We start from the raw sequence: 24,436 nt of genomic DNA, 5'->3' as shown, positions 1-24,436 counted from the left end.
TCGGTCCCGTACGCGGTGAGCTTGGCTTCCCCTACTCGACGGCGGGCCCGCCCGCGTGGCGGGTGGCGAAACCCTTGGCGAGGAGGTCGGAGGCGACCACGGGGGCTATGGCCGTAACTGCCACATCGGTCAGGAACTCTCCGCTCAGCATGACGGTGGTTGGCACTGCCTGACCGAGTCCACGTTTGAGAGAGCGCCCTCGGCGACGCTGCCAAGGGCCTGTCTCGAAGTCGGGTGTGAGCTTGTGACAAGATCGCGGGATGCTGCGACTCACCGATTTCATTATCGACTGCCCGGACACGATGAAGCTGGCGGCCTTCTACTCCGAGGTGACGGGCCGTCCGATCAAGGAAGGCAGCTCCGAGCACTGGGCCGGCATCCAGTTCGGCGAGATCGAGCTGGCATTCATCCGGGTGGACGACTACCGCGCTCCGCAGTGGCCCGACAGCGAGCACCCCAAGCAGTTCCACCTCGACTTCGAAGTGGACGAGTTCGAGTCCGAGCAGCGCCGCGTCCTCGAACTCGGCGCGACGCTAAGGCAGGATTTCGTCGGCCCCAACGGCTACGGCTGGCAGGTCTACACCGACCCGATCGGCCACCCCTTCTGCCTGTGCCGCAACAAGGGCGTCGTCTGGACCGACCAGGGCCCGACCTGGCCCGAGCGCGACTAAGCGGTTTGGACGAGGTTCGTTGCTGACCGTCGGACCGGGTCGCGTTGATGGTTCATGGCCTGGTCGAGCCACGCTTTCGGTGAGCAGTCGCCGTATCTGGTCCGGGCTGGCGGGGGTGCTGTGGTTGCGGGTGTCCCGGCAGTCGGCCGATCCCGCGCTCGATCAGTCAGGCGGGAGGCTCCTTCGGCGGCGGCTGCCGCCTGGACGCGGCGAGGGCCTCGCGCTGGGCGATGGCCAGTGCCTTGTCGGTCCGGTCGGAGTTCGGGGCTCAGGTAGGTGACCAGCGTCCGCAGTCGCGGGGAGGTCGGTCCGCAGGAGAGTTATGTCTCAGCCGCCGTACTACGCCTGCCGCACGGCCTTGCATGACGCGCTCGGTGGGTTTTCTGGGGCAGACCGTGTGGCGCGCTGCAGATGCTGACGGTCATCGCAGCTCACTATCGGTACAGGTGACGATTGGCGGGCCCAACGGGTGTGGCGCTGTCTGCCGGCGGGTATGGCGGGAGCGGGACAGCGCCCAGCTGCCGCTGGCTGTGGCACTCAGCCCGGGGAACATGGCCCCCGGGGGCGCCGCCCAGGTTGTTGCCGGTCACCCGGCGGCCGGATCCTCAATGGTCGCGGGACGCTCCGCCACCGCCCCCCATCCCCATGGATTCGGACACATGCGCGGGAGATGGGTCGAACAGCTTGCTGCCGCCGACCAGAGGGATGAGGTTGCTGGTGGAATCCGTGCGGCCCTCGGACCCACTGGCGCGAGGAGCCAGCCAGGCACCCACGCCGACCTGCGGGTCTTTCTCGTCGCCCCGCCAGCTGCTCAGGCCGCCCCAACTGTGGTGCGTTCCTCCCATGGGCTGTGGGTACCCGGGGTGCATGAGGTCGCCCCCCATGACTCCGGGAATACTGCGCAAGAGACCGCCCACCAGGCCGAGACCGTCCCCGTCATCCCCCTGAGGGGCCGCGGTGACCCCGTGCTGTGGAGCGGGTGCGGCCATTGCGGCCGCTGGCAGTCCCAAGCCGCCACCGATCAGCGCCGCCGTAGCGGCGGCCAGCAGAACAGGACGGTTGTATGAAATCTTGAACATCGGAAGTCTCCGGAGCTAGTGCAGGAATACGGGCTGAATGCCTGCGTCCAATGAACCCCACCGAGATCTCCCGGTCATGCCACCCGAATACGTGGCTTGACGCCCCCTGCACGTTTGGCTAAGCGGCAGCGGTCGGACATGCGCCCATGACCGACGTGCCCTCGACGTCGTCGGGGTGCAGGCCGGCCCGCCGCAGGAACTTCAGAAGATCGCCAGCCGGGTGAGTCCAGCGGAGGAACTGGCCGTCGCAGCGGATGCGGCCCCCGCCCTGGGCGTCAGGCGGGTGGACGTGTCGGGCCGACGGTGGATGCAGGCGGGCACCGTTTCGGTCAGCAGTTCCCGTATCTGGTCCGGGGTGGCCGGGGCGCAGCGGTTGCCGTGACCCGGCAGTCTCCGGCGGGTACCGGACCGGGGGCCGGCCGTTGTCGATTCTGCGCTCGATCAGCCCCGCGGGCGGCTCCTTCTGCAGCCGTCTGGATGCGGCGAGGGCATCGCGTTCCTCGGCGGCCAGCGCCTTCTCGGTTCGGTCGGAGTTCGGCGCTCAGGTAGGTGACCGGCGCCCGCAGCCGGGGGAGGCCGGGAGGCGGGACAGACACGTCTCAGCCCCCGTACTGCGCCTGCCGCGCGGCCTTGCACGACGCGCACAGGGGCTTCTTTGGGGTGCAGCCGCTGTGTGGCATTGGGCGCGAGGGGGCTCGTCGGACACCCAGACCGGCGCCTGAGGCGAACCTCCCATGCTTCGCCTCCCGCCCCGGCGCACTCTCCGTGGCAGGCCGAGGTCTCAGGCGCCCGTCTGCCTGAGGCGTTCACGGACGACTGCACGGTCGATGCCCAGCTGCTCCAACAGATCTGCCGCGGGGTCCGGCGGCTCGCAGTCGAGGATCGCGAGCAGTAGGTGTTCCGGAGTGATGCGCCGGCTGCCGGCCTTCTTCACCTCGGCGAGGGCCCGCGGGAGGACCGAGCGGGCACCAGAGGTGAAAGGGGTGCGCTTGCGTGAGGCGGGGATCGGCGGGCGGTCGACGCCCTGGATGTCGATGCCGATCGAGGCCAGTGCGGCCCGGTCCAGGGCATCGAGGGCCGTACGTGCGGCTTCGAGGTCGATGCCGAGGGATCGGACCGCGACCGAGCCGGGCTCGTGGAGGACTCCCAGGAGGAGGTGTTCGGTGCCGATGCGGCGATCGCCGCGCAGCCGGGCTTCTTCCAGGGCGGAGGTGACCGCCGCGCGGGCACCTGCTGCGAATTGTTCGAACACTGTCGTCTCACTTCCCGTGCTTGGCGTGTGCGGATTGCCGTGACACGCCGAGGGCGTCTCCGATCTGTTCCCAGGACCATCCCTGCTGTCTGGCGCGGGCAACCGCTGCCGCTTCCACCTGCTCGGCCAGTCGGTGCAGGGCGCCCACCGCCCGTAGTCCAACGGCGGGGTCGTGTGACCTGAGGCGCTCTGCGAGATCTCCCGTTTCCATGCCTGTCAGTTTGGATTGACACTCAGCGCCTGTCAATCCAAACTGACAGCCATCCGCTCGTCAGCCCAGGCTGACAAAAGCTGCCGACGAGGCGTGGTGCTCCCACGCGCCGCTCCCCCTGAACCCATCAGAGGAGATCTGTGATGACTGCTGACGTCGTGATCGTCGGTGGGGGCCCGAATGGGCTTCTGCTGGCCTGCGAGCTGCGGCTGGCGGGTGTGCGTCCGCTGGTGTTGGAGCGGCTGCCCGCACGCAGTGCGCTTTCCAAGGCCAACGGACTGGTCGGGCGGGTGGTCCAAGCGCTGGAGCTCCGCGGCCTGTACGCGCGGCTCGCCGATCGTGTCGGCCCTCCGGAGCCGTCGCCCTTCTACCAGTTCAGCGGCATTCCGCTGGACCTGCGCGGACTGCACGGCAACCCGATGCACGTTCTGCAGGTGCCACAGGTGCGGATCGAGCAGGTACTCGAAGAGCGTGCCCGAGAGCTTGGCGTCGAGATCCGCCGCGGCCATGAGGTGACCGCACTGGACCAGGACGACGAGACCGTGACCCTCGACGTCCATGGCCCCGAAGGGGCCTACCGGATGCGCACCCGCTACCTGGTCGGAGCCGACGGCGGGCACAGTCTGGTTCGCAAGCAGGCCGGCATCGCCTTCCCCGGCACCACTGACGAGAGCTTCGTCTCCCGCGCGGGACACGCCGTCATCCCGGATGCCCTGCTGGCTCCCGGGACGGGCGAACTCGATCTGCCCGGCCTCGGCATGCGCCTTCGGGCGTACGCCCACAACCGCCTGCCCGCCGGCGTGTTCACCTTCGCGATGATGCCCCCGGGCTCCGGCGTTCACCTCGTCGCGGTCTTCGAGTGGGACCGGCCGCCTGTCGACGAGAACACCCCGATGACCTTCGACGAACTCCAGGACAGCGTGCGCCGTGTCCTCGGCACAGACCTGCCGATACACCTGCCCGCCACCCCCGGGCCGCACCTTCTTCGCCGGGTCACCGGCATCAACTCCCGGCAGGCCGAGACCTACCGCGCCGGCCGCGTCCTACTGCTGGGCGACGCCGCGCACGTGCACTCCGCGGTCGGCGGGCCCGGGCTGAACCTGGGCATGCTGGACGCGATGAATCTCGGCTGGAAGCTCGCTGCCGAGGTCCGAGGCTGGGCATCACCGGGCCTGCTGGACACCTACGAGACCGAGCGGGCACCCGCCGGCCGGCGAGTCCTTATGCAGACCCGCGCACAGATGGCCCTGATGCGTCCAGGAGACGACATCACGGCCACGCGTGACCTGATCGCGGAACTGCTCGACGACGAGAGCAACCGCCGCCGCATCGCAGCGCTCCTGGCCGGAACGGACGCCGGGCACGACATGGGCCACGACGCCTGGCACCCGCTGGTCGGGCAGTGGCTTCCCGACCTTCAGGCGCACATCGCCGTCGACCGGACACCGATCACCGAACGGCTACGGGCCGCCCGTCCAGTGCTCGTGGACTACAGCGAGGACTCCGCAATAGCCGCGACCGCCGCGGGATGGAAGGACCGGGTCGACATCGTCGCTGTCCAGCCCGGCGACGCGTCCCTCCCAACCTCTGCCCTCCTCATCCGCCCCGACGGATACATCGCCTGGGCCGCAGCCGACAGCGCGCGAGAACAGTCGGCAAACCATGGCTTGCGCGAGGCGCTGACCACCTGGTTCGGCGTGGCGCGCTGAACCAGGACCGACAAACGGATCCTCCGAGTCGACCCACCTACCCAGCCTGCAATCCTGACAGCAACACCGGTTTTCCGTTCCGCTCTGGTCCCGAAGGCAGTGACCACGTCACTGCCCCGGCGAAGTGCCCCTCAGCCGCGCTGGTTGAGAGCACGGCGGCGTTCGGCGTCGGCCTGACGGTCGGCAGTAATGGCGGCGGTCACGGCCGGCGGTTCCTTGGGGGTCGGGTCGAGGCCAGTGGTGACGCGGTCGATGAGTCGGCGCACCCTGCTGAGCTTTTCGTTGCTGCGCATGGCCTGGGCGCGTGCCCAGTCGTCGGCTTCGAAGGAGGACATCGGCCGTCCCGGCTGCGGAGCAGGTCAGCGAGGCGGGCCTTCAGCTCGGGGAGGTAGGAGACGTCGGTGGAGAAGTGCCCGCAGCCCAGGCAGCGGAACCGCAGCGGGCAGGCGTGGCCGCCCACGGCGACGTTGGACGGTTCGCGGCAGACTCCATACGGGGTGGCGACCTCCCCGATCGCGCGGCGGACGTGCTCGGAGTCGAGCAGGCTCTGGGCGGCGCGCCAGACCCGGTGGCCGTGCCCGTCGAACTGGAGGGCGGTGACGCGGTCGACGACCTCCCGGCGCCGCTCGGCGCCGACCCGGTAGTAGCCCTGGGCGGCGGCAATGAGCCGGACCCGCCCAACCACCCATCCGCTGGGTCGGTCGTTGCAGGTCGGGCCGGGCATCGTTGCGCGTGCGGCGGTCGACCGGTCACGGTGACACGACCCAGCCCGTCCGGCCGGCTGTGCAGGCCGGCGGGGGTAGTCGCGCTGTGGCTGCTTCACGAACGGCGTGTCCCGTGTCAGTGGTGGAGTAACCGGCCGCAGGCGAGCCCGCGCGGTGCGGGCCCAAAGCCGTTCGACGGCGGCCTCACAGTTCGGTGCGGTGTTTCGTCGTAATGCCGAGATCATCTTCACTGAAAGCTTTGGAGGGGACACAGTGGACGTCAAGCGCACGATGGCAGTCGCACTTTCGTCGGTCATGCTCGCCGCGGGGGGAGTGGCGGCTACCGCAAGCACTGCCGAGGCCGTGGGCGGTTGCCCCTCGGGCAAGCTGTGCCTGTACGAGAACACGCAGTTCCAGGACCTCGATGTCACGACTACAAACACGCAAGGCTGCATCTTCCTCGGCCATTACGGCGAGACCGGATTCTTCGACGGGATCGGGTCGTACGTGAACAACCTGCCGGTCAGTGCCGTGGTCTACCACTACAGCGCCGACAAGAAGCTGTTCTACCTGGACAGCACGATTCGCCCCGGCGGTTTCAGCAGTGACTCCAGTTCTCTCGCGCAGTTCGGCGAGCGCGGTGCCGTGTGCATGGGCGGCGCCAACCCCAACGCCGGCCTGTAACGACTGAGCCATCCCCCTCCGGCTTCGTGTCGGGTCATCGGCGGAGCCGGAGGGGGGCTGCTCCGGGTACGCGTCCGCGGGTTTGCTCCTGAGCCTGCGCGCGGCTCGGAGCGGGTGCTGCGGGTCCTTGTCGTCAGTACTCCGGGATCCGAGCAATCATGGCCACCTGGGCACGAAGAGCCCGTTCTGCTTGCAGTGCGCTTCGGAGCGGAGTCCTTCCGTCAGACCTTCACCTTGACCCCAGAGGGCCGGAGACGGCTCCCTGCGAAGTAGAACTACAAGATCAGCGGGTGTTCGGTGCCTACGCCGTTGGCGAGGGGTTCTTCGAGGATGCCGTCCTGCCTTAGGCGGTGTCCTGATTGCTGTCGGCTCAAGCTCGGAGGGCTGCCGTATTACAGCTGATACCACTCGTCGCCGCCGGATCGGAGTGAACGGCTCAGGTAGTCCCGCAGGTTGTTGGCGACCCATCGACGGCTGTCGCTTTCGTGCTCCCAGACGAAGATGTCGGGACGTTTGGGCCTCTGCACGAAGGCGAACTGGTCGCCGCCTCCGTTGTCCCCGAAGAAGAGGAGGGCGTCAAACGTCATGTAGAGCTGCGCGAACGTCTGGTCGGACCAGAAGAGCAGGTTCCTCTCGGCGATCTGATCGATGGGCCAGACGGTGTCCACGTGTGTGTGTCCGATTACCCCGTTGCTTTCGAGCAGCAAATCCCGAAGCTCCGCTGGCAGCGTTCGCCTAAGCCGGGTCTCCGCCGCAACGAGATCGGATGCCTGGGCCGGTTCCCTGAATTCCACGCCGGGAAAGACCTCTGTCGCTGCCTGTCTCCACATGATCCGGAGCTTAGCCAGCCACCTCCAGGGCGCCGGCACTGCACCGGCGGCAGCAGATGAGCATGCTGGCGATACCGACGAGAGCCAGGAAGTGCTCGGCGTTGCGCTCCTGGCGGCGGTGCAGACGACTGCACCCGTTCAGCCAGGAGAGCGTGCGCTCAACCACCGAGCGGTGCCGGCCAAGGCGGCCGGACGGTTCGATGCCTCGCCGGGCGATGCGCGGCACGATCTGCCGGCGCCGTAGCCATCCGCGCGAGTAGGTGAAGTCGTAACCCTTGTCTGCATGCAGCCTGGCCGGGCGGCTGCCACCGGGTGTCAACGCTTGACCACAGCGGACGGCCCCAGCCGCATGCGCGGATCGCAGAAGAGGACGGTCTGGTCGTCGCCGCGGTGTCCGTCGCGGACCACCGCCAACCCGCCGACCCGGGCAGTGATGCCCGCCGGCCCGCGTCGGGCCGAAGCGAGCACACTGGCCGGTCGACCGAGGGTGTCGCCCTGCTCCACCTCGATCGCGACCGTCTGCGCCCCTGTCGTGTCGAGCAGGTGGGCGGCCAGGCAGCCGGTGCTGTTGGCGTTGGCGACGTCCTCGTCGACACCGATCGCCGGCGCGAACATCCGCGCCGCACCCGGTTGATCGCCCACCGGCGGTACGTACACGAAACAGCCGAGGAGCCCGTACCGCCGGCACGCCGCTGTCAGGCTGCCGAGGTGTGGGCGAACTCGGAGCAGTACCGACCGGTCGCGGACGGGTACCAGCATGCGTGGTGCGCCGGGCGCGGCGATCCGTGGCGCGTCCGTCGGATGCGGATCGTCCGCGGTGAGCCCGAGCGCGGCGACGATAGCGGCGCGCTCGTCCGGTGCCGGGTGACGCAGAGCGACGAGGCCCTGGTCGAACCACACCTCGATGCCGACGGGGCGGCGGATCGCGACGGTGTCGAACGTGCGCCCGCCGGTGTGTTGGCGGTCGTTCAGCTCGCCCAGCGCGGTGCGGGTCAACCGGACGGCCTGCGCGGCGACGGTGCCGTGGCCGCAGCCGGACAGTTCGGCGGCGGCGGTGAAGAACCGGACCGGCCGGCCACCGTCCGGCGTCCGTCCCGGGCCGAGGAACGCCGCGTGCGAGGTGCCGGCCGCAGTAGCGACCGCACGCCGGTTGGCGTCCGTCGCCGCCGGGTCGTCGTCGGTGACGGCCGTGGGGCTACCGCCCCGGCCGTCGCGCCGCACGCACGCATCGACCACCGTGACATCCGGCCAGGACATCGGCCCACCTCTGACGCTCAACGAACTGCAACCGCCAACGGCGTCCGCCGCAAGCCGGACCCGGCCTCAAGCGGCCGACTGAACGCGTCCCGGAGCGTACCGGCCTGCCTCAGCCGGTGCCGTCCTGTACCGGATAGTGAATGATGGCCACACCGCCGGTGGCGTAGTTGGCGACATCGGCGGCCAGCCGCTGGCCGTGCGGCGACGCCAGTGCCGCGTCCATGGCGGCGGCGTCGGCGAAGTCGGCCTCGAAGACCGCGAAATACGGCGCTTCTCCCTCGGTCGCCGCCACGTCGAAGCTGTAGCGCCACGCAAGCGGGCCGGGCCAATTCTTGACCAGCGGGAGGTGGTTGGTCACGTAGTAGTCGCGGAAGTGGTCAGGGTCAGCGGGCTCGGAATACAGGACGACGAGCTTATGCACGACGACCTCCGTCCAGAGACGTCAGCTGGCTGCCCGACTCGTAGCGACCCCACCCGTGGATGGCGCCGACCTGGTCGGTGCACGGCGGTTCCAGCAGGGCTATCCGCGACATCGGCTCTCCCGTCGAGTTCGTTTCGAAATCAGAAACGTTAGGTGGATGCTAGTGTTTCGAATAACGAAACGCAAGGAGGGTCATGCCGGGACAGACACCGCGCCCAGGAACACCGGTTCGCGGATCGACTACCGGCCGTCCCCTCATGGCCGCGATGGACCTGTTCGGCCGTCGGTGGGCGCTGCGAATCCTCTGGGAACTGCGTGCGGGACCGCTCGGCGCCCGCGCGCTGCTGGCACGATGCGAAGGGCTGTCATCCAGCGTCCTCTACCAGCGGCTTCGCGAACTCGCATCGAGCGGGATCATCGCCCCCTCGGCCGATGGCTACGAGCTGACCCGGCTGGGTACAGCACTCCGTGATGCCCTCCGTCCGCTCGACGAATGGGCGATCACCTGGGCGCAGGAGCAAGAACACAGCGATCAGGAGCCCACGGAGACGTGAAGATCACGCCGGATTAGGTGGAGCGCGGTACGGCGAGACGTGTGCCAGGGCCTACGGGGCGATGCCCATCCGCTCGGCCTGCCGCTGCCGCACGATCTCGGCGATGGTGGCCGGCGCGGGCCGGGGCCCCTCCGAAGGGGTTCGGAGGGGCCCCGGCCATGGCGCGCTCAGCTCTGTGGTCAGGCGTGGAGTCCGGCGCGCTCACGGATGACGGCCGCGGCCGTGGTGACGTCCTTGGCGATGGTTTCCTCGTCGAGGGTGGTCAGGTGACCGTCCTCGACCACCTGGTGGCCATTGGCGAACAGCGCGGTGAGCGGCGGGAGGCCGCCGAAGACCAGGGCGGAAACCTTGTTGTGGATACCGGAGTGCATGATGCCGTCCACCTTCCACAGCGCCAGGTCGGCGAGCTTGCCCGGCTCCAGGGAGCCGATTTCGTCCTGCCGGCCGAGGAGGCGCGCGCCGCCGATCGTCGCCATGCGCAGGGCCTGCGTGGCGGTGAGGGCGTTCTCCCGGTGCGGGCCGAGCCGGTTGACGAGGAGGCTGTTGCGCATCTCGGAACCGAGTTCGCCGCATTCGTTGGAAGCGGTGCCGTCCACGCCGAGGCCCACCGGGACGCCGGCGGCCAGCATGTCGGGGACGCGGGCGATCCCGGCGGCCAGCCGGGCGTTTGAGGACGGGCAGTGGGCGACGCCCGTCCCGGTTGCGGCGAACTTGGCGATGTCGGAGTCGTTCATGTGCACGCAGTGCGCCATCCACACGTCCGGGCCGAGCCAGCCGACCGATTCCAGGTAGTCGGTGGGACCCATACCGAACAGCTCGTGGCAGTAGCGTTCCTCCTCCGCGGTCTCCGAGCCGTGAGTGTGCAGGCGAACGCCCTTGCGCCGGGCCAGCGCCGCAGCCTGCTCGAGCAGCTCGGTGGTCACGGAGAAGGGGCTGGTGGGAGCCACGGTGATACGCAGCATCGACGCCGGTGACGGGTCGTGCCAGCGGTCGATCGCCGCATCCATCGCGGCCAGAACGTCGTCCGTGGCCTCCACGCAGCTGTCCGGCGGGAGCCCGCCGTCCTTCTTGCCCCGGTCCATCCCGCCCCGGGTCAGGTCGAAGCGGAGGCCCAGTTCGCGGGCCGCCCGCACCTCGGCGGCCATGATGTCACCGGCGTCGCGCGGGAAGACGTACGAGTGGTCGGAGGCGGTGGTACAGCCGCTCTTCAGCAAGGCGGCGATGGAGCCCTGGGCAGCGGGGCCAACGGTGCTCTCGTCGATCGTGGCCCAGATCTCGTACAGGCCGGTCAGCCAGTCGAAGAGGTTGTGGTCGGTGAACAGCCCGCGAGTGATCCACTGGTAGAAGTGATGGTGGGTGTTGATCAGGCCCGGGGTGACCAGGTGCCCGGTGGCGTCGACGCGGCGCACGACGCCCTCCAAGCCCCCTGGGGCAGGGCCTGATCCGAGCGATTCGATCCGGTTGCCGTCGAGGACCAAGTGGCCGCCCTGGATGACCGTATCGGCGGGGTCGACGGTGGCGATGACGGCGTTCTCGATGACGGTCCGTCCGGTCGGGACGGCGCCGGTCAGGGGGCGGTTCATGGCGGTCTCCTCTGCGGGCGATGGCGAAGGAAGGGAAGGGGAAAGGGGCAGTCCGGGGGTCCGCTAGGGCATCCAGCCCTCGGCGGGGATGTTGATGGTGAACGCCCCGGCGCTGAAGGACAGGCCGAATGCGGACACCAGCCCCTGCCCGCCCGGGCGCCGCACCGGTTCGGCGACCATCAGCGGAACCGAGCAGCCGAGGGTGTTGGCGTAGTCGCGCAGCACGTTGTACGAAGCGGCGACCGCCGGGCTGTTCCGGTCGAGGAGGAACCCCTCGCACAGGGAATCCAGGATGCGGGTGGATCCGGTGTGCATGAAGAACACCGATGCCTGCGTCGGGTCGCTCAGGGTGCAGGAGTCGTCGTCGAGGACGGCGCCGATGGTCTGCTTGGCGTAGTGCGAGCCGCGCGGTGTGACCTCCGGGCTCAGGGTGTAGAGGCGGCGGCCGTGGGCGGCCTGGACGACCGGGATGTCCGAGCCGCCATCGGGGACGGTGCCCAACTCGGTGTCCTCCGGCAGGTCGTTGGTCAGGTTCTTCACCGGCCCGAACGACGGACCCTTGCCGTGGGCACCGAAGACCATCGCCACGGAGGCGTCGGCGAACAGGAACGAGTGGAGCGCGTCCACGGTGGACTGCCGCTGCTCGGGGGACACTTCGGAGAAGTGCGCGTAGCGGCTCCCGGCGAGCGGCGGGGACAGGGGTGTGATGGCCTCGGTGAACACGGCCAGGACCCGCTTGCGCGGGTTGGCGGCGAGGTACCAGCGGCAGGTTTCGACGACCTTCGCCATGGCCGAGCACCCCATGTACTCGATGCTCAGATTCGAGACGTCACGGGGGAGTTCGGGCATGCGGGCAATGACGTCGCACACCAGGGACGGCAGGAGACGTCCGGGGCTGGAGGTCACCCCCAGGACGAGACCGATGTCGGCGGGGTCGATCCCGGACTTCTCCAGGGCCGTTCGGGCGGACTCCACCGCGAGGTCGGCGGTGGCGATGTCCATCTTGGGGTCGGCCCCGCCGAAGACGACATCAGGGTAGTTCGACAGGACGGAGTGCCGCTTGTCGATGCCGAGCCCGCCGACCATGCCCAGGAGCCGGTCGGAGAACAGGGGGCGGGCGGCGTCGAGCAGTTCGCTGGTGGAGAACGCGGGCCGCGGAAGCTCCGCGGCGACCGCGAGGAGTACCGGGTCGACTTCGGCGGTTGCAGGCATGGTGTCACCTCGGCTGTGCTGACGGGAAAGGGGCAGGGACAGGGAAAGGGGCAGAGACAGGGACAGGGACAGGGGCGCCGCCGGCAGTCGGCGGCGCCGGGCATCAGGCCGAGGCAGGCTTCGTTGCGCAGATCACGCTGTGCGCCGGGATGGTGTCCGCGGGGAACGCGGTGGTGTCCTGCTCGGTCACGGACTCGACGGTGAATCCGGCCTCCTTGATCCAGGAGACGTACGTGGCCGAGGTCTGCGGTCCGCCCTGCGCCATGGTGCAGCCCAGGAAGTACGCCGGGAAGAACTCCTCCACGGAGCCACCGCCGGCCTCCGGGTAGACCAGGTGCATGGCGTACAGCGTGCCGCCCGCGGGCAGCGCCTCGTACGCGTTGCGCAGGATGCGCACCGCGCTGTCCCGGTCCCACATGTCGAGGAAGTGCTTGATGGTGATGACGTCGAACCCGGCGGGGATCCCCGCGAAGGCGTCGCCGCCGATGAACGCGCAGCTGTCCTGCACGCCCGCGCTCTTGAAGTTGGCCAGGGCCTGGGACTCCTTCTCCGGCAGGTCGAAGCAGGTGACGTGCAGGTCCTTGCCCGGGTGATACCGGTGGGCGAGGACCGCACCCTGTCCGGTGTTCCCCGCGACGTCCAGGACGCGTGCGCCCTGCGGAAAGGCGAGCCGGCTGAACAGCCACGGGTCGGCCACGCTGGTCACCTGGGCCATCGCCTTGGCCCAGGTCTCGTGGAGGCCGGGGAGGTTGAGCATGTTGGAGTAGAAGTTGCCTTCCACCCCGTACAGCTCCTTCAGGCCGACGACCTCGCCGGTGCGCACGCTCTCGGTGAGGCGGTAGACCTGCCGCAGGCAGACCTCCTTGACCAGGCCGATCCACGGTGTGATCCGTGCCAGGTCCTCGTCGTCGAGGAGCGCCAGTCCGTCGAGGGTGTACTGCCCGGTGGCGGCGCGGGCCACGAAGCCCTCCTTCACCGGCAGGGTCAGGAGCTGCTCGACGGTGTGGGCGGTCGCCCCGGTGACGGCCGCGAGCTGAGCGGCGTTCATCCCGTCCGGGCCGGCAGCCTTGATCTGGGCGGGGATCCCGAGCTCGAAGACGGTCGCGAGAGTGGCGAACCGGGTCGGGCCGACGATGATGTCGCGGAACGCCGCGAGGATGCCGTCCTTGGTGTGCTGGGTCATGCTGGAGTCCTCTCGTTCCTCGGATCAGACCGCGACGGCGTGGGTGTCGTCGGCGGCGAGGCCGGCGGCCCGCTCGACAGCGCCGGTGCGGATCAGATCCACGACGGCGGCGATGTCCGCGTCCATGCGGCGGTCGCTGTCGACGAACGGCACCACCGACCGGACCAGGGCGTGGACGGCCCTCGTACGGGGCGCCATCTCCGCCACCCCGCGCAGGTCGAGGGCCTGGCACGCGGCGAGCAGGTGGATCGCGAGGACTTCCCGGGAGAGTTCGTTGATGCGGCGGGCGTCGCGGGCCGCGATCGGGGCCATGGACACCTTGTCCTGGTTGTGGGCCTCGGTGGACCGGGAGAACACCGTCGCCGGCCCGGCGTGCTTGAGGGCCTCGGCGGTGAGGGCGGAGCACGCGAGCTGCATGCCCTTGAAGCCGTGGTGCAGGCCGGAGGCCCACTCGTCGCCCTCGATGCGCGGGATGAGGTTGGGGGTCAGCCCGTTGTTGAACTTCTCGTCCACCATCAGCTGCAGCTGCCGATCCAGCAGGTCCGCGACCGAGGCGGTGGCGACCTTCAGGGAGTCCATCGCCTGGACGACGTGCCCGGCGTAGAAGTTGCCGCCGGAGTGCACCGAGCCGGTTTCCACGTCGAACAGCGGGTTGTCGGTGGAGGCGTTGATCTCCGTCTCCATCCAGCCGTCCGCCCACTCCAGGGTGTCCCGCAGGACTCCGACCACGTGCGGGGCGCAGCGCAGCGAGTAACGGTCCTGGATGGAGCGCTTGAGCTTGCCGTGCCCGGCGCCGTCGAGCGGGTCGTTGAGGTCCACCACCTGGTTGTGGGGCAGGGACAGTTGCGAGCCGTCCAGCAGGTCCGACAGGACGGCGGCGGAGGCGACCTGGCCACGGTGCGGCCGGTTCTCGTGGATGAACGGCGCGTAGTGACCGCGGTTTCCGAGCAGTGCCTCCGACGCGAGGGCGGTGCAGATGTCGGAGACGGCTGCGATGCGGTAGGCGTCGCGGATGGCCAGCGTGGCGAAGGCCGCCGAGAAGGAGGTGCCGTTGATCAGGCCGAGCCCGTCCTTGGCCTCGGGGACGATCGGATCCAGGCCCAGCTCCTGCAGGACCTCGGAGGCGGCGCGCGTCCGGCCGGCGTGGGTGACCTCTCCCTCGCCTATCAGCGCGGCGGCGACGTAGCACAGGGGCACCAGGTCCCCGGAAGCGCCGACCGAGCCCCGCTCCGGGATCTGCGGCAGGACGTCATGACGCAGCAGGTCCAGCAGCCGCTCCACTACGGCGGGCTGCACACCGGAGTTGCCCCGAGCCAGGCAGTTGGCACGGATCAGCAGTGTGGCGCGGACCACCTCCGACGGGGCCAGCGGACCCGTGCCGTTGAGGTGGTAGCGGATGAGGTTGCGCTGGAGTTCGGCGGCCTTCTGCGGCGCGATCTGGTTGGTGACGGAGTCGCCGAAGCCGGTGGTGACCCCGTAGATCGGCTGTCCGGTGTCGATCAGGTTCTGCTTCAGCTCGCGGGAGCGCCGCGACGCCTTCGACGCGGAGTCGGTGTAGACGAGGCCGGCTTTGCCGCTGCGGGCCACGGCCTCCACGTCGGCGAGGGTCAGGGACCGGCCGTCGATGGTCACTTCAGTCACGTCGGAGTCCTTCTGCGCAAGACGGGTATGTGATAGATCAAGCGGACGGAAAACGGGAACGGGGCGTCCATACGGGGCCTCTCCTCCCTGCCGCACGGTTTTCGACCCTACGAACGGAATCCCCGAACAGGCCAACAAGTGCTGGTTCTCGCCGCGATAACAAGCGCTTATCAGCGGCCCTCGGGAGAGACGCGTAGACTCATCGGCATTTCCCGCACCGCCCTCGGACGGACGTTTGCCGTGCTTCGTTCAGGGCCCGATCACTTCGTGGCGGGACCCACCCGCAGGGCATGTCATTCGCCCTTTGTTCACGATCCCGTTCCCGTTCATTTCCGTCAGCGGAGGAGAAGTACGCATGCGCCAAGGTGAGGTGACGGTGGCCGGCATCGGGGGCTCCACGCGTGCCGGATCGACCACCGAGACCGCCCTACGTGCAGTCCTGGCCGAGGTCGAACGGCTCGGCGTCCGAACGGTGTGCCTGACCGCCGAGGACCTCGTGCTCCCCCTCTACGAGTGGGGCGGCGCGCGTGGACCCAGGGAGCGGCGCCTGGCCGAGGTCATGGGCTCTGCCACCGGACTGGTGCTGGCCAGCCCGGCCTACCACGGCACGATGTCCGGGCTGATGAAGAACGTCCTCGACTATGCCGAGGACCTGCGCGGGCGCAGCGAGCCGTACTTCACCGGCCGCCCGGTCGGCTGCGTCACGGTGGCGCAGGGCCCGCAGGGAGGGGCTTCCGCGCTGGCATCGCTGCGTTCGGCGGTGCACGCGCTGCGGGGCTGGCCGACCCCGCTCGGGGTCACCGTGGACACCTCCCGCACCACGTTCGCCGCCGACGGCCGCTGCCTGGACCCGCACGCCCGGCGCCACTTCGAAGCGCTGGCCGCGCAGCTCGTCGACTTCACCCGGCGTACCACCGCACGGCCACTGCCCGGTTCCGGCGCGGGGGAGGGCACGGGTGCCCGCGCCGGCACGGAACCCGCCCGGGCGTGAGGCATCCCGTCCCCGCACGCACCTCCTCCGCGCAGATCCACTCAGATCTTTCACGCAGATTCAGGAGTTTCATCCATGAGCATTCCGCTTCCTCCGCCGCAGCCCGATCTGATTTCGGGCCCGTCCACGAATGAACTCGCGGGAATCGAGATGGAGTACCGATACTCCTCCGGTCGTCACTACCGGATGGAATTCGACGCCGAATCCCTTTCCTTCGATCACCTCAACGGCCCCGCGGAAGGCGTACGCGTCGGGCCCATTCCCTACCGGGCCCGCGCGCTGCGCGACGGCCAGTTCCTCGTGAGCTGGACGCTGAAGGAGCTGAAGGTCCACGTGACGCTCGTCGTCGATTTCACCGAGGACCGGATCGTCGTGAGCGGCATGATGCCCCCCAACCAGTGGGAGTTCGCCGACACCGGCCAACTGCTGAGCGTCACACGCTCCGCAGTGGCGCGCGCCGCGGGCGGGCGGGCCGGCCGTGCCTGACTACGGGATCGGAAGCTGGCCCTTCCGGCAGGCACGGATACGCCCCGACGCCGTCGCGTTGCGCACGCCGGGCCCCGACCCGACCGCCCCCGCCTCCGTCCGCGAAATCGACTACGCCCGCCTCGCCGAGCGCGTCGACCGCCTGGCCGCGGCCCTGTGGGCCCGCCGGGTGCGCCGCGGGCAGCGGGTGGCCTACCTCGGCGCCAACGACATCACCACCTTCGAGGTACTCTTCGCGACCACGCGCATCGGCGCGATCTTCGTCCCGCTCAACACCCGTTTGACCCCTCGGGAACTGTCCCTGCTCCTCGCCGACTCATCCCCGGCCCTGCTGTTCCACGACACGGACCGGCAGGAAGCCGCAGAGCAGGCCTCGGGCGGACTGACCTGGCTGATCGGGCCCGCCGAACGCGAGGCCATGACCGCGCACGAGGACGCCCCGCCACTCGACGAGCCGGACATCGGCCTCGGCGACGACGCCGTGATCCTCTACACCTCCGGCACCACCGGCCGTCCCAAGGGCGCCGTGCTCACTCACGGCAACCTCACCTTCAACACCATGAACCAGCTCGCCCACGTGGATGTGCTCAGCACGGACACGGCCCTGTGCTTCGCGCCCCTGTTCCACGCGGCCGGACTCGGGCAGGTATCGCTGCCGACCCTGTTCAAGGGCGGCACGGTCAGCGTCCTGCCCCGCTTCGACGCGGGACGGGTCCTCGCGGAGGTCGGCGCCGGGCGAGCCGCCTCCTTCGCGGCGGTGCCGACCATGCTCCAGATGATGTGCGACCACCCCGACTTCGCCCGGACGGACCTGTCCTGCCTGCGCTACGTCATCTACGGAGGCTCCACGGCCTCCGAGCGGGTCGCGACGGCCTGGCAGCGGCGCGGGGTGACCCTGCTCCAGGGTTACGGCATGACCGAGGCGTCCCCCGGCGTCACCCTGGCCGTCCCCGGCCCGGCCGCCACCGCCAAACCTCAATCGCCGGGCGTCCCGCACTTCTTCACCGACGTCCGCCTCCGCCGGCACGAACACACCCTCGCGCCGGAGCTGCTCGTGTCCGGGCTGAACGTGTTCCGCGGATACTGGCAGCGCCCCGCCGACACCGCAGCCGCCATGGAGGGGCGCTGGCTGCGCACCGGCGACGCCGTCCGCTTCGACGAGGACGGCTGGGCGGTGGTGGACGACCGGATCAAGGACGTCATCATCTCCGGTGGCGAGAACATCTTCCCGGCCGAGGTCGAAGCGCACATCGACGCCCTGCCGGCCGTCCAGGAGTCCGCGGTGGTCGGCGTCCCCGACGAACGCTGGGGGGAAGTCGGCATGGCCTACATCGTGCCCGCCCACGGAGCCTCGGTCACCGCCGAGGGACTGCGGCACGCGCTGCTCGGGCAGCTCGCCCCGTACAAGATCCCCCGACACGTGTCCGTCATCGACCGGCTTCCCCGCAACTCCACCGGGAAGGTCATGAAGGAAGCCCTGCGGGCGCGTCCTGCACGTAGGCGGACAGTGCTGTCCTGACGGCGTCCAGGGCCGCCCCGGCGAGCTCGCCCGACAGGCGGGGGCCCATGGTGAGGGTCACCGGGAAATCGCGGTCCGGCTTCGGCAGCAGCCCCTCCGGCACCCGCTCGAGCCTCCACAGCCGGTCCGCGGAGGAGAACAGCAATCCCACCCCGAGTCCCGAGCGGGCCGCGGTCACCACGTCCTCCAGCCCCAACCCCTCGTACACGGTTCGCCAGGCCACGGAGGAGACCCCCAGGGTCTCCTCCGTGAGCTGTCTGAGCGGCGCGTTCTTGGAGGCGCACACGACGACCGGGACGGGGGTGGCCTCGGCGAGGTCGGGGCAGCCGAACCAGTCGCAGGAGAGGTTCACGGCGACGCGGTCGGCGTCCGTCTGCGGCGGGCCGATCCTCAGCACCATGTCGACGGTGCCGTCGACCAGGTCCTCGGCGAGCCGCTCGCCCGGCCCCGTCTGGATGGCCAGCCGGGTGAGCGGCACGTGCTGCTTCAGCACGGCCAGCAGGTCCGGGATCACCCCGATGAGGGTGTCGCAGATACCGAGCGCGAGGCGGCGGCGGCGCTGGGCGGCGCCGAGGTGCAGGACGAGGTCGTCGTTGATCCGGACCAACTGCCGCGCGTACCGCAGGAGCTCCTCCCCGATGGGGCTCATCCGCAGGAGCTGGCCGGTCTCCAGGAAGACGGGCTCGCCGACCAGGGAGTCCAGGCGGCGTATGTGCTGGCTGATGGCGGGCTGGGAGATGTTGAGGACATCGGCGGCCCTGCGGAACCCACCGGTGTCGACAATGGTGATCAGGGTCCGTAATAGCCGTATGTCGAGATCGCGTCGCACGTAGTCCCCCGTTGGCTGCGTGATGTGTAGCGAGATGAGCGAGATATTCGTCTTTCCGGTGGTCATTCACCGCCCGGTGGTTCTCTGTCCAGACGGCGGAGCGGGACCTTTCGTTCCCGTTCCGCCGTCCCGGGGTGCCGGTGGACGTCCGGCACCCCGTGGGGCCAAGGCGTCAGGACGACGCGGGCCGTTCGCAGCGCCACTCGTGATGCGCCAGCACGCCTGCCAGCCGCTCCCCGGTTCCCCTGGCCACCATCAGCTCGGCGACGCCCGCGGAACCGGAGGTGTGGTCGATGGCCATGTCCTCGATGTTCACGCCCGCCGCGGAGGCGCACGCCAACAGCCGCGCCAGCTCCCCGGGCCGGTCGCCGACATGGACCAGGACGTTGTCGTAGACGGCGTGCGGGCCTCCGTGCTTGCCGGGGATCCGCCCGTGACCGGCCTGCCCGTGCCGCAGCAGGTCGAGGACGCCCTGCTTGCCGGCGCACGCCTCCACGCCCTGTGCGCCGGCCGTCTGCCGGAGCGAAGTGATCATTTCCTCCAGGTCGGCGGCGAAGCCCTCCAGGACGTCGGCCACTTCACCGGCGTTGGCCCCGAGGATCTCCACCCAGAGCGCGGGATGCCCCGCCGCGATACGGGTCACGTCCCGCAGCCCCTGGCCGGTCAGCCGCAGGTCGCCCGCCTCCGCGTGTTCCAGGCGGGCCGCCATCAGCGAGGCCACCACGTGCGGGGCGTGCGACACCAGCGCCACCGCCCGGTCGTGCGCGGCGGGCGTCATCACGACAGGCACCGCGCCACACAGGGCGACCAGCTCCCGTACGGCCGCCACGGTGGCGGGACGGGTGTCCGCAAGCGGCGTGAGCACCCACGGCCGACCCTCGAACAGGTCGGCCTGACCGGCGTCGGGCCCCGAGCGCTCTCGGCCCGCCATCGGGTGCGAGCCCACGAAGGAGCCGATGTCGCAGCCGCGGCCGGCCACGTCCCCGCACGGCCCGGCCTTCACGCTGGCCACGTCCGTGTAGGCGTGCGCCAGCTGCTGCTCCTGGCACGCCTGCAGGACGGAGGCCACCCGGTCGGGCGGCACGGCGATCACCGCGAGGTCTACCCGGCCCTGCGGGGCCCGCGTGGTGCCGGCGCCCATCGCCTCCGCGGCCAGGGCGTTGGAGGGGTCGTGGTCGGACAGATGGACGCTGATTCCGCGGGCGGTGAGCGCGAGTGCGATGGACGTGCCGATCAGGCCGGTCCCGACGATCAGGCAGCTGCGCAGGGGGCGCGGCCCGTACGCGAGGAGCCGGTCCTCGGCGCGCGGCAGCGGGATGACGCTGGTCACGACGGATCAGCCCTCCGCTTCCAAGGGTTCGGCCACGGTCCAGTGCCGGTGCACGAACTGCTGCCGTTCGGCCTCGTCGGCGACTGCCAGCGCGAGGTCCGGCAGGGCGATGCCGGAGGGGATACCGTCGTCGAAGATCATGTCGTCGATGCCGGTTCGGTAGCCCCCCTTGCCCGCCCCGGGCCGGTACAGCCACGGCGGCGACAGGAAGCTCCAGGCGATGTCCTGGCGCCCCTCGAACAGGTCGAGGGCGATTCGGCACCCCTCCAGCAGCGGTACCCGGTCCCACGAGGCCACCATGGCCTCCAGCTCCGGGTCCGTCTGCCCCGGCGGCACGGTCCCGTCCTCCTTGCGCCGTGCGGCGTCGTGGAAGAAGCCGACCCCGGTGATCTCACCCAGCCAGCGCAGGTGTTCGGCGGGCATGACACCGAAGTACCAGGACGGAAAACGCGGGTCGTCGAACATCTGCACACCGGGCCGGACGTACAGGCTCGCCGCCCCGCCCACGTAGAGCAGGTACGAGCCCCCGGCCTGCCGGAACGCCTTGAGCAGCCGCCGAGTTCCCTCGGCCTGGCGGTAGTACACCTCCAGGTCGACCTCGTGGCCGCCGGAGAACATCGACACGACCGCGTCGTGGCCCTCCAGCAGAACGCTCATGGTGTCGACGTCGAAGACGTCGGCGGCCACGTTCGTCAGGCCGGCCCGGTCCTCGGACGGCTTCGCGCTGCGGGAGATGCCGGTGACGTGGTGTCCTCGGGACGCCAGGACGTCGGTGAGGGCCTTCCCGCCCATGCCGGTGTGCCCGATGACGGCTATCTGCATGCTGGTGCTCCTCAACGGGCGGCGGGCAGGGACACGGCGAGGGCCGGGTTGACCGGGTTCGGCGGTTCCCCGCCGAGCCGTACGACGCCGGCCATCTGGAGGACGGCGTCCTGCGCGACGGCGTGCTGGCACATGGTGTTGGCGTCCCGCAGCCACCGGTCCAACGGCGAGGCGGACGTGTACACCGCGGTCCCGCCGAGCAGGTCGTACAGGGCCTGGACGATTCGGCGTGCGGTCTGGAAGGCGTGGTAGCGGGCCAGTGCCGAGGTGACGCGCTCGGCACGCGGGTCGAGGTCACCGGCCTCCAGGGCCCGCCACTGGTCGGCGAGGGAGGCGTACACGGAGGAACGGGCGGCGTGGAGCTCCATCTCGCAGCGGCCGATGACCTCGTGCACCCGGAAGTCGGAGGCCCACGGGGTGCGCGTCTCCCGGTCCGCGCGACCCTCGGCGATGCCGACGACGTAGTCGATGGCGGCACGGGCCAGCCCCAGGGGCACGCCGGGCATCTTGCGCTGGACGGCGTCCGGGGTGCGCAGCAGGACGCGGTCCGTCCGCGGTCGGGACATGGTGAACGCGCGGTCGGCCGGGACGAACAGGTCCTCGACGGAGTAGTCGTGGCTGCCGGAGCCGCGCAGCCCGGTGGTGTACCAGGTGTCGTGGACGGTGAACTGCTCCGGCGACGCGGCGAACACCCGCCACTGCACCGGCTCGCCGGTGACCGGATCCGGTACATCGGCACCGTGGTCGCGCACGATGCACGAGGCCATCAGCACCTCGGCGTGGCCGATGCCCGAGGCGAACCGCCACCGGCCCGAAATCCGGTAACCGCCCTCCACCGGCTGCGCCGTGCCCGTGGGGAACAGGGCGCCGGCGGTCACCAGGTCGATGCCGTGGTAGACCTCCTTGGCGACGTCCGGGTCCAGGTACCCGGCGTAGACGCCGGAGTCCATGCCGATCATCGCGCACCAGGCGGCCGACGGGTCGCCCTGGGCGAGGAGTTCGAGCAGTTCCACTTGCTGCGCCGAATCGAGGTCCGGCCCGCCCCACTCGCCGGGCATGGCGGCACGCCACACGCCGACCTTCCGCAACAGTTCCACGGTCTCGGGGGGCAGGCCCCGCTCCGCCTCGATCGTGGGTGCCGCCGCGCGCAGGAGGGGTATCGCCGTGCGGGCACGGGCCAGCACGCCGGCCGCGTCGTCCGGCGGCGCCGTCCAGCCGTCGGGCTCGCCCCCGTGCTGCGGGAAGGCGGTTCTGCTCATCATGCGCTCCTCGGTCGTCGTGTGTGCCGGGGGCTTCCCGGTTTCGCCATCGGTACGGGGCTGCGTGCCCGGAGGACGCCTCACTCGGCACCCGCCCCGGACCCGGCGGCCTGCTTTCCGACCGGCGCCGTGCTCTCGCCGTTGCCCTCCCAGGGGCGGGCGACCAGCAGCAGGGACATCGCGGCCAGGGCGAACCCGATGGCCATCAGCACGGCCATCGGCCGGTCGCTCTCGGTGCCGAGCACACCCACCAGCGGCGCGGTGATGCCGCCCAGCAGGCACTGCCCGGCCCCCAGCAGTGCGGAGGCGGCGCCGCCGGCGGCCCGGCCGATCTCCTGACCGATCGTCATCACGGACGGGATGGTGGCCCCGATCCCGAACATGGAAAGGAACATGAAGACGAGGCTGGATCCGAGGCTGTTGCCGACCGTCAGGGCGACGGCCAGGTGGGAGGCGGTCACCACGAGGCCGCCGAGGATGCCCACCGTCAGCACGCTGTTGTAGCGGACCCCTTTACCCGACAGGGCGCCGAACAGCGCGCCGCCGATCAGAACGCCGACCGCGGTCAGCGCGAAGGTCAGGGAGAAGCCGGTTTCGGACAGGCCGTAGACGTCCTGGAAGACGAACGAACTGCCGGAGATGTACGCGAACAGCGCGACGTTGGCGAAGGAGAAGGTGAGCACGTAGCCGAGGAAGGGGCGCTGTCGGAGCAGGCCGTTCATGGCCCGGAACGCAGATCCCACCCCGCCGGAGGTCCGTCGTGCGGGCTGCAGGGACTCGGGGATCTTCACCGCCACGGCGAGGGCCAGCAGCAGGCCGAGTACGGCCAGGAAGAGGAACATCGCCCGCCAGTCGGACACGGCGAGGATCCCTCCGCCGATCACCGGTGCGATGATGGGGGCCACCGCGAAGATCATCGACAGCGCGGTGAAGCGCTTGGCCGCCTCCTGGCCCCGGTACCAGTCCCCGACGACGGCCCGCGCGAGCACCATTCCGGCGGCTCCCGTCAGACCCTCGGCGATACGGACGGCGTTGAGTACCTGGGCGTTCGGGGCGATGGCGCAGGCCAGGGAGAACACCGCGAAGAGGACCGACCCCCAGACGAGCAGCCGCTTGCGGCCGCTGGAGTCACTGATGGGGCCGAGGAGTAACTGGCCCACCAGCATGCCCGCCAGATAGGCGGTCAGCGATGCCTGGATACTGGAGGTCGACGCCCCTAAGCCCTCTTCCATCGAGGGCAGTGCGGGAAGGATCATGTCGGTGGCGAGGGGCGTGAGCGCCGTCAGTGCGGCGAGAATCAGGATGACCGGGCCTCCGCTGCGCGGTGGCGCGGTGACGTCTAACGATGGGCCTTGCAGGGTTGGCGATCCCATGCCAAAACCGGGGACCTTTCCGTCGCAGGACAGTGGCGCGTGCAGGCAGCCACACGCATTATGGTTACACATTGGTTCAGTGGCTAACAATAGGAGGCGGTCGGTGATCCCCTCAGCTCCGATCGATACAGTCGCCGAGTGGTGGCGCCAGGCACGACCCGACCTAGACACCGGCCCGGTGGGGCTCTTCGGCCGCTTGCGCCGCCTACAGGTCCTCGCCGAGCTCGAGGCGTCGAGCGTCCTGACCGACGCTCGCCTGACCACCTCGGAACTCGACGTCCTGGCCACTCTCCGGCACGCGGACCAGCCGATGATCGCCCGCGCCATCGCCGTGCTGCGCGGATGTTCCCGAGCCGCCATGAGCAACATGCTCGGCAAACTGGAGAAGCGCGGGCTCGTCACCCGCGAACCCAGCCCCGCCGACCGCCGTGCCACCCTCGTTCACCTCACCCCCGAGGGCGTACGGCTGGTCGACGAGATCTTCCCCAAACGCCTCTCCCTGGAAGCCGGTCTCCTCTCCGAGATCCCCCCTGAGCAGCAGGAACAGATCATCGAGGCCCTCGACGTCCTCCTCGACGCCATGATCCGCCGCTCCCCCCTGGCGGACACCCGCATCTGAGTCCGCGTTCAACCGGGGCGGACCGGCCCGCCGGCCCGCCCCGACCGCGGGAGACGCACGACTCAAAGGGGGAATTATGTCCAAGCCGCAGAATGTCGACTTCCACTTAGGGAGGCGTCCTTTCCATTCATGGTCGGACGTGTCAACCTGACTGGCGCCAAGATCGCCAAGCGTTCGGCTGGTTGCTTGGTGGTCGATGGCCGCGGCCCGCGTTTCC

General features: G+C 69.9%; 24 protein-coding genes and 1 pseudogene. 8 read left to right on the top strand and 17 right to left on the bottom strand.

Annotation, left to right across the window (positions count from 1 at the left end; genetic code table 11):
- Positions 1-31 precede the first annotated feature (31 nt).
- Positions 32-166 (bottom strand): hypothetical protein, encoded by a 135-nt coding sequence (locus tag ACFTXQ_RS12865; protein ID WP_382639406.1) that lies wholly within the window; start codon positions 164-166, stop codon positions 32-34.
- 94 nt (positions 167-260) lie between these two features.
- On the opposite strand from ACFTXQ_RS12865, the gene ACFTXQ_RS12860 reads away from it, so the two are divergent.
- Positions 261-671, top strand: a complete 411-nt coding sequence (locus tag ACFTXQ_RS12860) for a VOC family protein (RefSeq protein WP_382639403.1) — start codon at positions 261-263, stop codon at positions 669-671.
- Between the two features lie 1,860 nt (positions 672-2,531).
- Here ACFTXQ_RS12860 and ACFTXQ_RS12855 read toward each other — a convergent pair.
- Both ACFTXQ_RS12855 and ACFTXQ_RS12850 read right to left on the bottom strand, forming a co-directional pair.
- Positions 2,532-3,002, bottom strand: coding sequence for a Clp protease N-terminal domain-containing protein (locus tag ACFTXQ_RS12855; protein WP_382639400.1), 471 nt, complete (start codon positions 3,000-3,002; stop codon positions 2,532-2,534).
- 7 nt (positions 3,003-3,009) lie between these two features.
- A complete protein-coding gene (locus tag ACFTXQ_RS12850; protein WP_329192551.1) occupies positions 3,010-3,213 on the bottom strand; it encodes a helix-turn-helix domain-containing protein in 204 nt (67 codons plus the stop codon).
- Between the two features lie 143 nt (positions 3,214-3,356).
- On the opposite strand from ACFTXQ_RS12850, the gene ACFTXQ_RS12845 reads away from it, so the two are divergent.
- Positions 3,357-4,922, top strand: coding sequence for an FAD-dependent monooxygenase (locus ACFTXQ_RS12845; protein WP_382639397.1), 1,566 nt, complete (start codon positions 3,357-3,359; stop codon positions 4,920-4,922).
- A gap of 131 nt (positions 4,923-5,053) precedes the next feature.
- On the opposite strand, the gene ACFTXQ_RS12840 is transcribed toward ACFTXQ_RS12845, so the two are convergent.
- On the bottom strand, positions 5,054-5,257 hold the full coding sequence (locus tag ACFTXQ_RS12840) for a hypothetical protein (RefSeq protein WP_382639394.1): 204 nt from the start codon (positions 5,255-5,257) through the stop codon (positions 5,054-5,056).
- Positions 5,258-5,899: 642 nt separating this feature from the next.
- Between ACFTXQ_RS12840 and ACFTXQ_RS12835 the strand changes: the two genes are divergently transcribed.
- The gene (locus tag ACFTXQ_RS12835) at positions 5,900-6,310 is read left to right on the top strand and encodes a peptidase inhibitor family I36 protein (RefSeq protein ID WP_382639391.1); all 411 of its coding nucleotides are present in this window, start codon (positions 5,900-5,902) and stop codon (positions 6,308-6,310) included.
- 392 nt (positions 6,311-6,702) lie between these two features.
- On the opposite strand, the gene ACFTXQ_RS12830 is transcribed toward ACFTXQ_RS12835, so the two are convergent.
- The 4 genes and pseudogenes from ACFTXQ_RS12830 to ACFTXQ_RS12815 all read right to left on the bottom strand — a co-directional run bounded on the left by ACFTXQ_RS12830 (position 6,703) and on the right by ACFTXQ_RS12815 (position 8,818).
- Positions 6,703-7,140, bottom strand: coding sequence for an SMI1/KNR4 family protein (locus ACFTXQ_RS12830; protein ID WP_382639389.1), 438 nt, complete (start codon positions 7,138-7,140; stop codon positions 6,703-6,705).
- Positions 7,141-7,150: 10 nt separating this feature from the next.
- Positions 7,151-7,453, bottom strand: a pseudogene (locus ACFTXQ_RS12825) (IS5/IS1182 family transposase); the annotation flags it as partial.
- A gap of 2 nt (positions 7,454-7,455) precedes the next feature.
- Positions 7,456-8,397: a PhzF family phenazine biosynthesis protein gene (locus ACFTXQ_RS12820; RefSeq protein WP_382639386.1), complete on the bottom strand. Its 942-nt coding sequence runs from the start codon at positions 8,395-8,397 to the stop codon at positions 7,456-7,458.
- A gap of 109 nt (positions 8,398-8,506) precedes the next feature.
- Positions 8,507-8,818 carry an EthD family reductase gene (locus tag ACFTXQ_RS12815; protein ID WP_382639383.1) on the bottom strand — a complete coding sequence of 104 codons (312 nt, stop codon included), beginning with the start codon at positions 8,816-8,818 and terminating at the stop codon, positions 8,507-8,509.
- Positions 8,819-9,075: 257 nt separating this feature from the next.
- Here ACFTXQ_RS12815 and ACFTXQ_RS12810 point away from each other — a divergent pair, with 257 nt between their 5' ends.
- A complete protein-coding gene (locus ACFTXQ_RS12810) occupies positions 9,076-9,372 on the top strand; it encodes a winged helix-turn-helix transcriptional regulator (RefSeq protein WP_382639380.1) in 297 nt (98 codons plus the stop codon).
- 179 nt (positions 9,373-9,551) lie between these two features.
- On the opposite strand, the gene ACFTXQ_RS12805 is transcribed toward ACFTXQ_RS12810, so the two are convergent.
- The 4 genes from ACFTXQ_RS12805 to hutH all read right to left on the bottom strand — a co-directional run bounded on the left by ACFTXQ_RS12805 (position 9,552) and on the right by hutH (position 14,991).
- Positions 9,552-10,955 carry an 8-oxoguanine deaminase gene (locus ACFTXQ_RS12805; RefSeq protein ID WP_382639377.1) on the bottom strand — a complete coding sequence of 468 codons (1,404 nt, stop codon included), beginning with the start codon at positions 10,953-10,955 and terminating at the stop codon, positions 9,552-9,554.
- A gap of 63 nt (positions 10,956-11,018) precedes the next feature.
- On the bottom strand, positions 11,019-12,167 hold the full coding sequence (locus ACFTXQ_RS12800; protein ID WP_382639374.1) for a 3-oxoacyl-[acyl-carrier-protein] synthase III C-terminal domain-containing protein: 1,149 nt from the start codon (positions 12,165-12,167) through the stop codon (positions 11,019-11,021).
- A gap of 103 nt (positions 12,168-12,270) precedes the next feature.
- A complete protein-coding gene (locus tag ACFTXQ_RS12795; RefSeq protein ID WP_382639371.1) occupies positions 12,271-13,350 on the bottom strand; it encodes a methyltransferase in 1,080 nt (359 codons plus the stop codon).
- Positions 13,351-13,374: 24 nt separating this feature from the next.
- Positions 13,375-14,991 (bottom strand): histidine ammonia-lyase, encoded by a 1,617-nt coding sequence (hutH, locus tag ACFTXQ_RS12790; protein ID WP_382639368.1) that lies wholly within the window; start codon positions 14,989-14,991, stop codon positions 13,375-13,377.
- Between the two features lie 355 nt (positions 14,992-15,346).
- Here hutH and ACFTXQ_RS12785 point away from each other — a divergent pair, with 355 nt between their 5' ends.
- From ACFTXQ_RS12785 to ACFTXQ_RS12775, 3 genes are all read left to right on the top strand, one after another.
- A complete protein-coding gene (locus tag ACFTXQ_RS12785) occupies positions 15,347-15,982 on the top strand; it encodes an NADPH-dependent FMN reductase (RefSeq protein WP_382639365.1) in 636 nt (211 codons plus the stop codon).
- 75 nt (positions 15,983-16,057) lie between these two features.
- The gene (locus tag ACFTXQ_RS12780) at positions 16,058-16,468 is read left to right on the top strand and encodes a MoaF N-terminal domain-containing protein (protein WP_382639362.1); all 411 of its coding nucleotides are present in this window, start codon (positions 16,058-16,060) and stop codon (positions 16,466-16,468) included.
- Positions 16,461-17,987 (top strand): long-chain fatty acid--CoA ligase, encoded by a 1,527-nt coding sequence (locus ACFTXQ_RS12775; protein WP_382639359.1) that lies wholly within the window; start codon positions 16,461-16,463, stop codon positions 17,985-17,987. The genes ACFTXQ_RS12780 and ACFTXQ_RS12775 overlap by 8 nt, the downstream gene beginning before the upstream one ends.
- Here ACFTXQ_RS12775 and ACFTXQ_RS12770 read toward each other — a convergent pair.
- The 5 genes from ACFTXQ_RS12770 to ACFTXQ_RS12750 form a co-directional block, all read right to left on the bottom strand.
- Entirely contained in the window at positions 17,932-18,816 is an 885-nt protein-coding gene (locus ACFTXQ_RS12770) for a LysR family transcriptional regulator (protein ID WP_382639356.1), read from the bottom strand. The genes ACFTXQ_RS12775 and ACFTXQ_RS12770 overlap by 56 nt on opposite strands.
- Before the next feature lie 172 nt (positions 18,817-18,988).
- Complete coding sequence (locus ACFTXQ_RS12765; RefSeq protein WP_382639353.1) at positions 18,989-20,146, bottom strand: prephenate dehydrogenase; 1,158 nt, start codon at positions 20,144-20,146, stop codon at positions 18,989-18,991.
- A 6-nt stretch (positions 20,147-20,152) separates the two neighbouring features.
- Positions 20,153-20,968 carry an NAD(P)-dependent oxidoreductase gene (locus ACFTXQ_RS12760; RefSeq protein ID WP_382639350.1) on the bottom strand — a complete coding sequence of 272 codons (816 nt, stop codon included), beginning with the start codon at positions 20,966-20,968 and terminating at the stop codon, positions 20,153-20,155.
- Between the two features lie 11 nt (positions 20,969-20,979).
- Positions 20,980-22,230, bottom strand: a complete 1,251-nt coding sequence (locus ACFTXQ_RS12755; RefSeq protein ID WP_382639347.1) for an acyl-CoA dehydrogenase family protein — start codon at positions 22,228-22,230, stop codon at positions 20,980-20,982.
- Between the two features lie 77 nt (positions 22,231-22,307).
- On the bottom strand, positions 22,308-23,483 hold the full coding sequence (locus tag ACFTXQ_RS12750) for a Bcr/CflA family efflux MFS transporter (RefSeq protein WP_382639344.1): 1,176 nt from the start codon (positions 23,481-23,483) through the stop codon (positions 22,308-22,310).
- A 220-nt stretch (positions 23,484-23,703) separates the two neighbouring features.
- Here ACFTXQ_RS12750 and ACFTXQ_RS12745 point away from each other — a divergent pair, with 220 nt between their 5' ends.
- Positions 23,704-24,219, top strand: coding sequence for a MarR family winged helix-turn-helix transcriptional regulator (locus tag ACFTXQ_RS12745; protein ID WP_382639341.1), 516 nt, complete (start codon positions 23,704-23,706; stop codon positions 24,217-24,219).
- Positions 24,220-24,436 lie beyond the last annotated feature (217 nt).

The sequence above is a fragment of the Streptomyces sp. NPDC057010 genome (assembly GCF_042673805.1).
In the GTDB taxonomy this organism is placed as follows: Bacteria; Actinomycetota; Actinomycetes; order Streptomycetales; family Streptomycetaceae; genus Streptomyces.
This window is presented reverse-complemented; position numbering and strand designations above follow the sequence as displayed.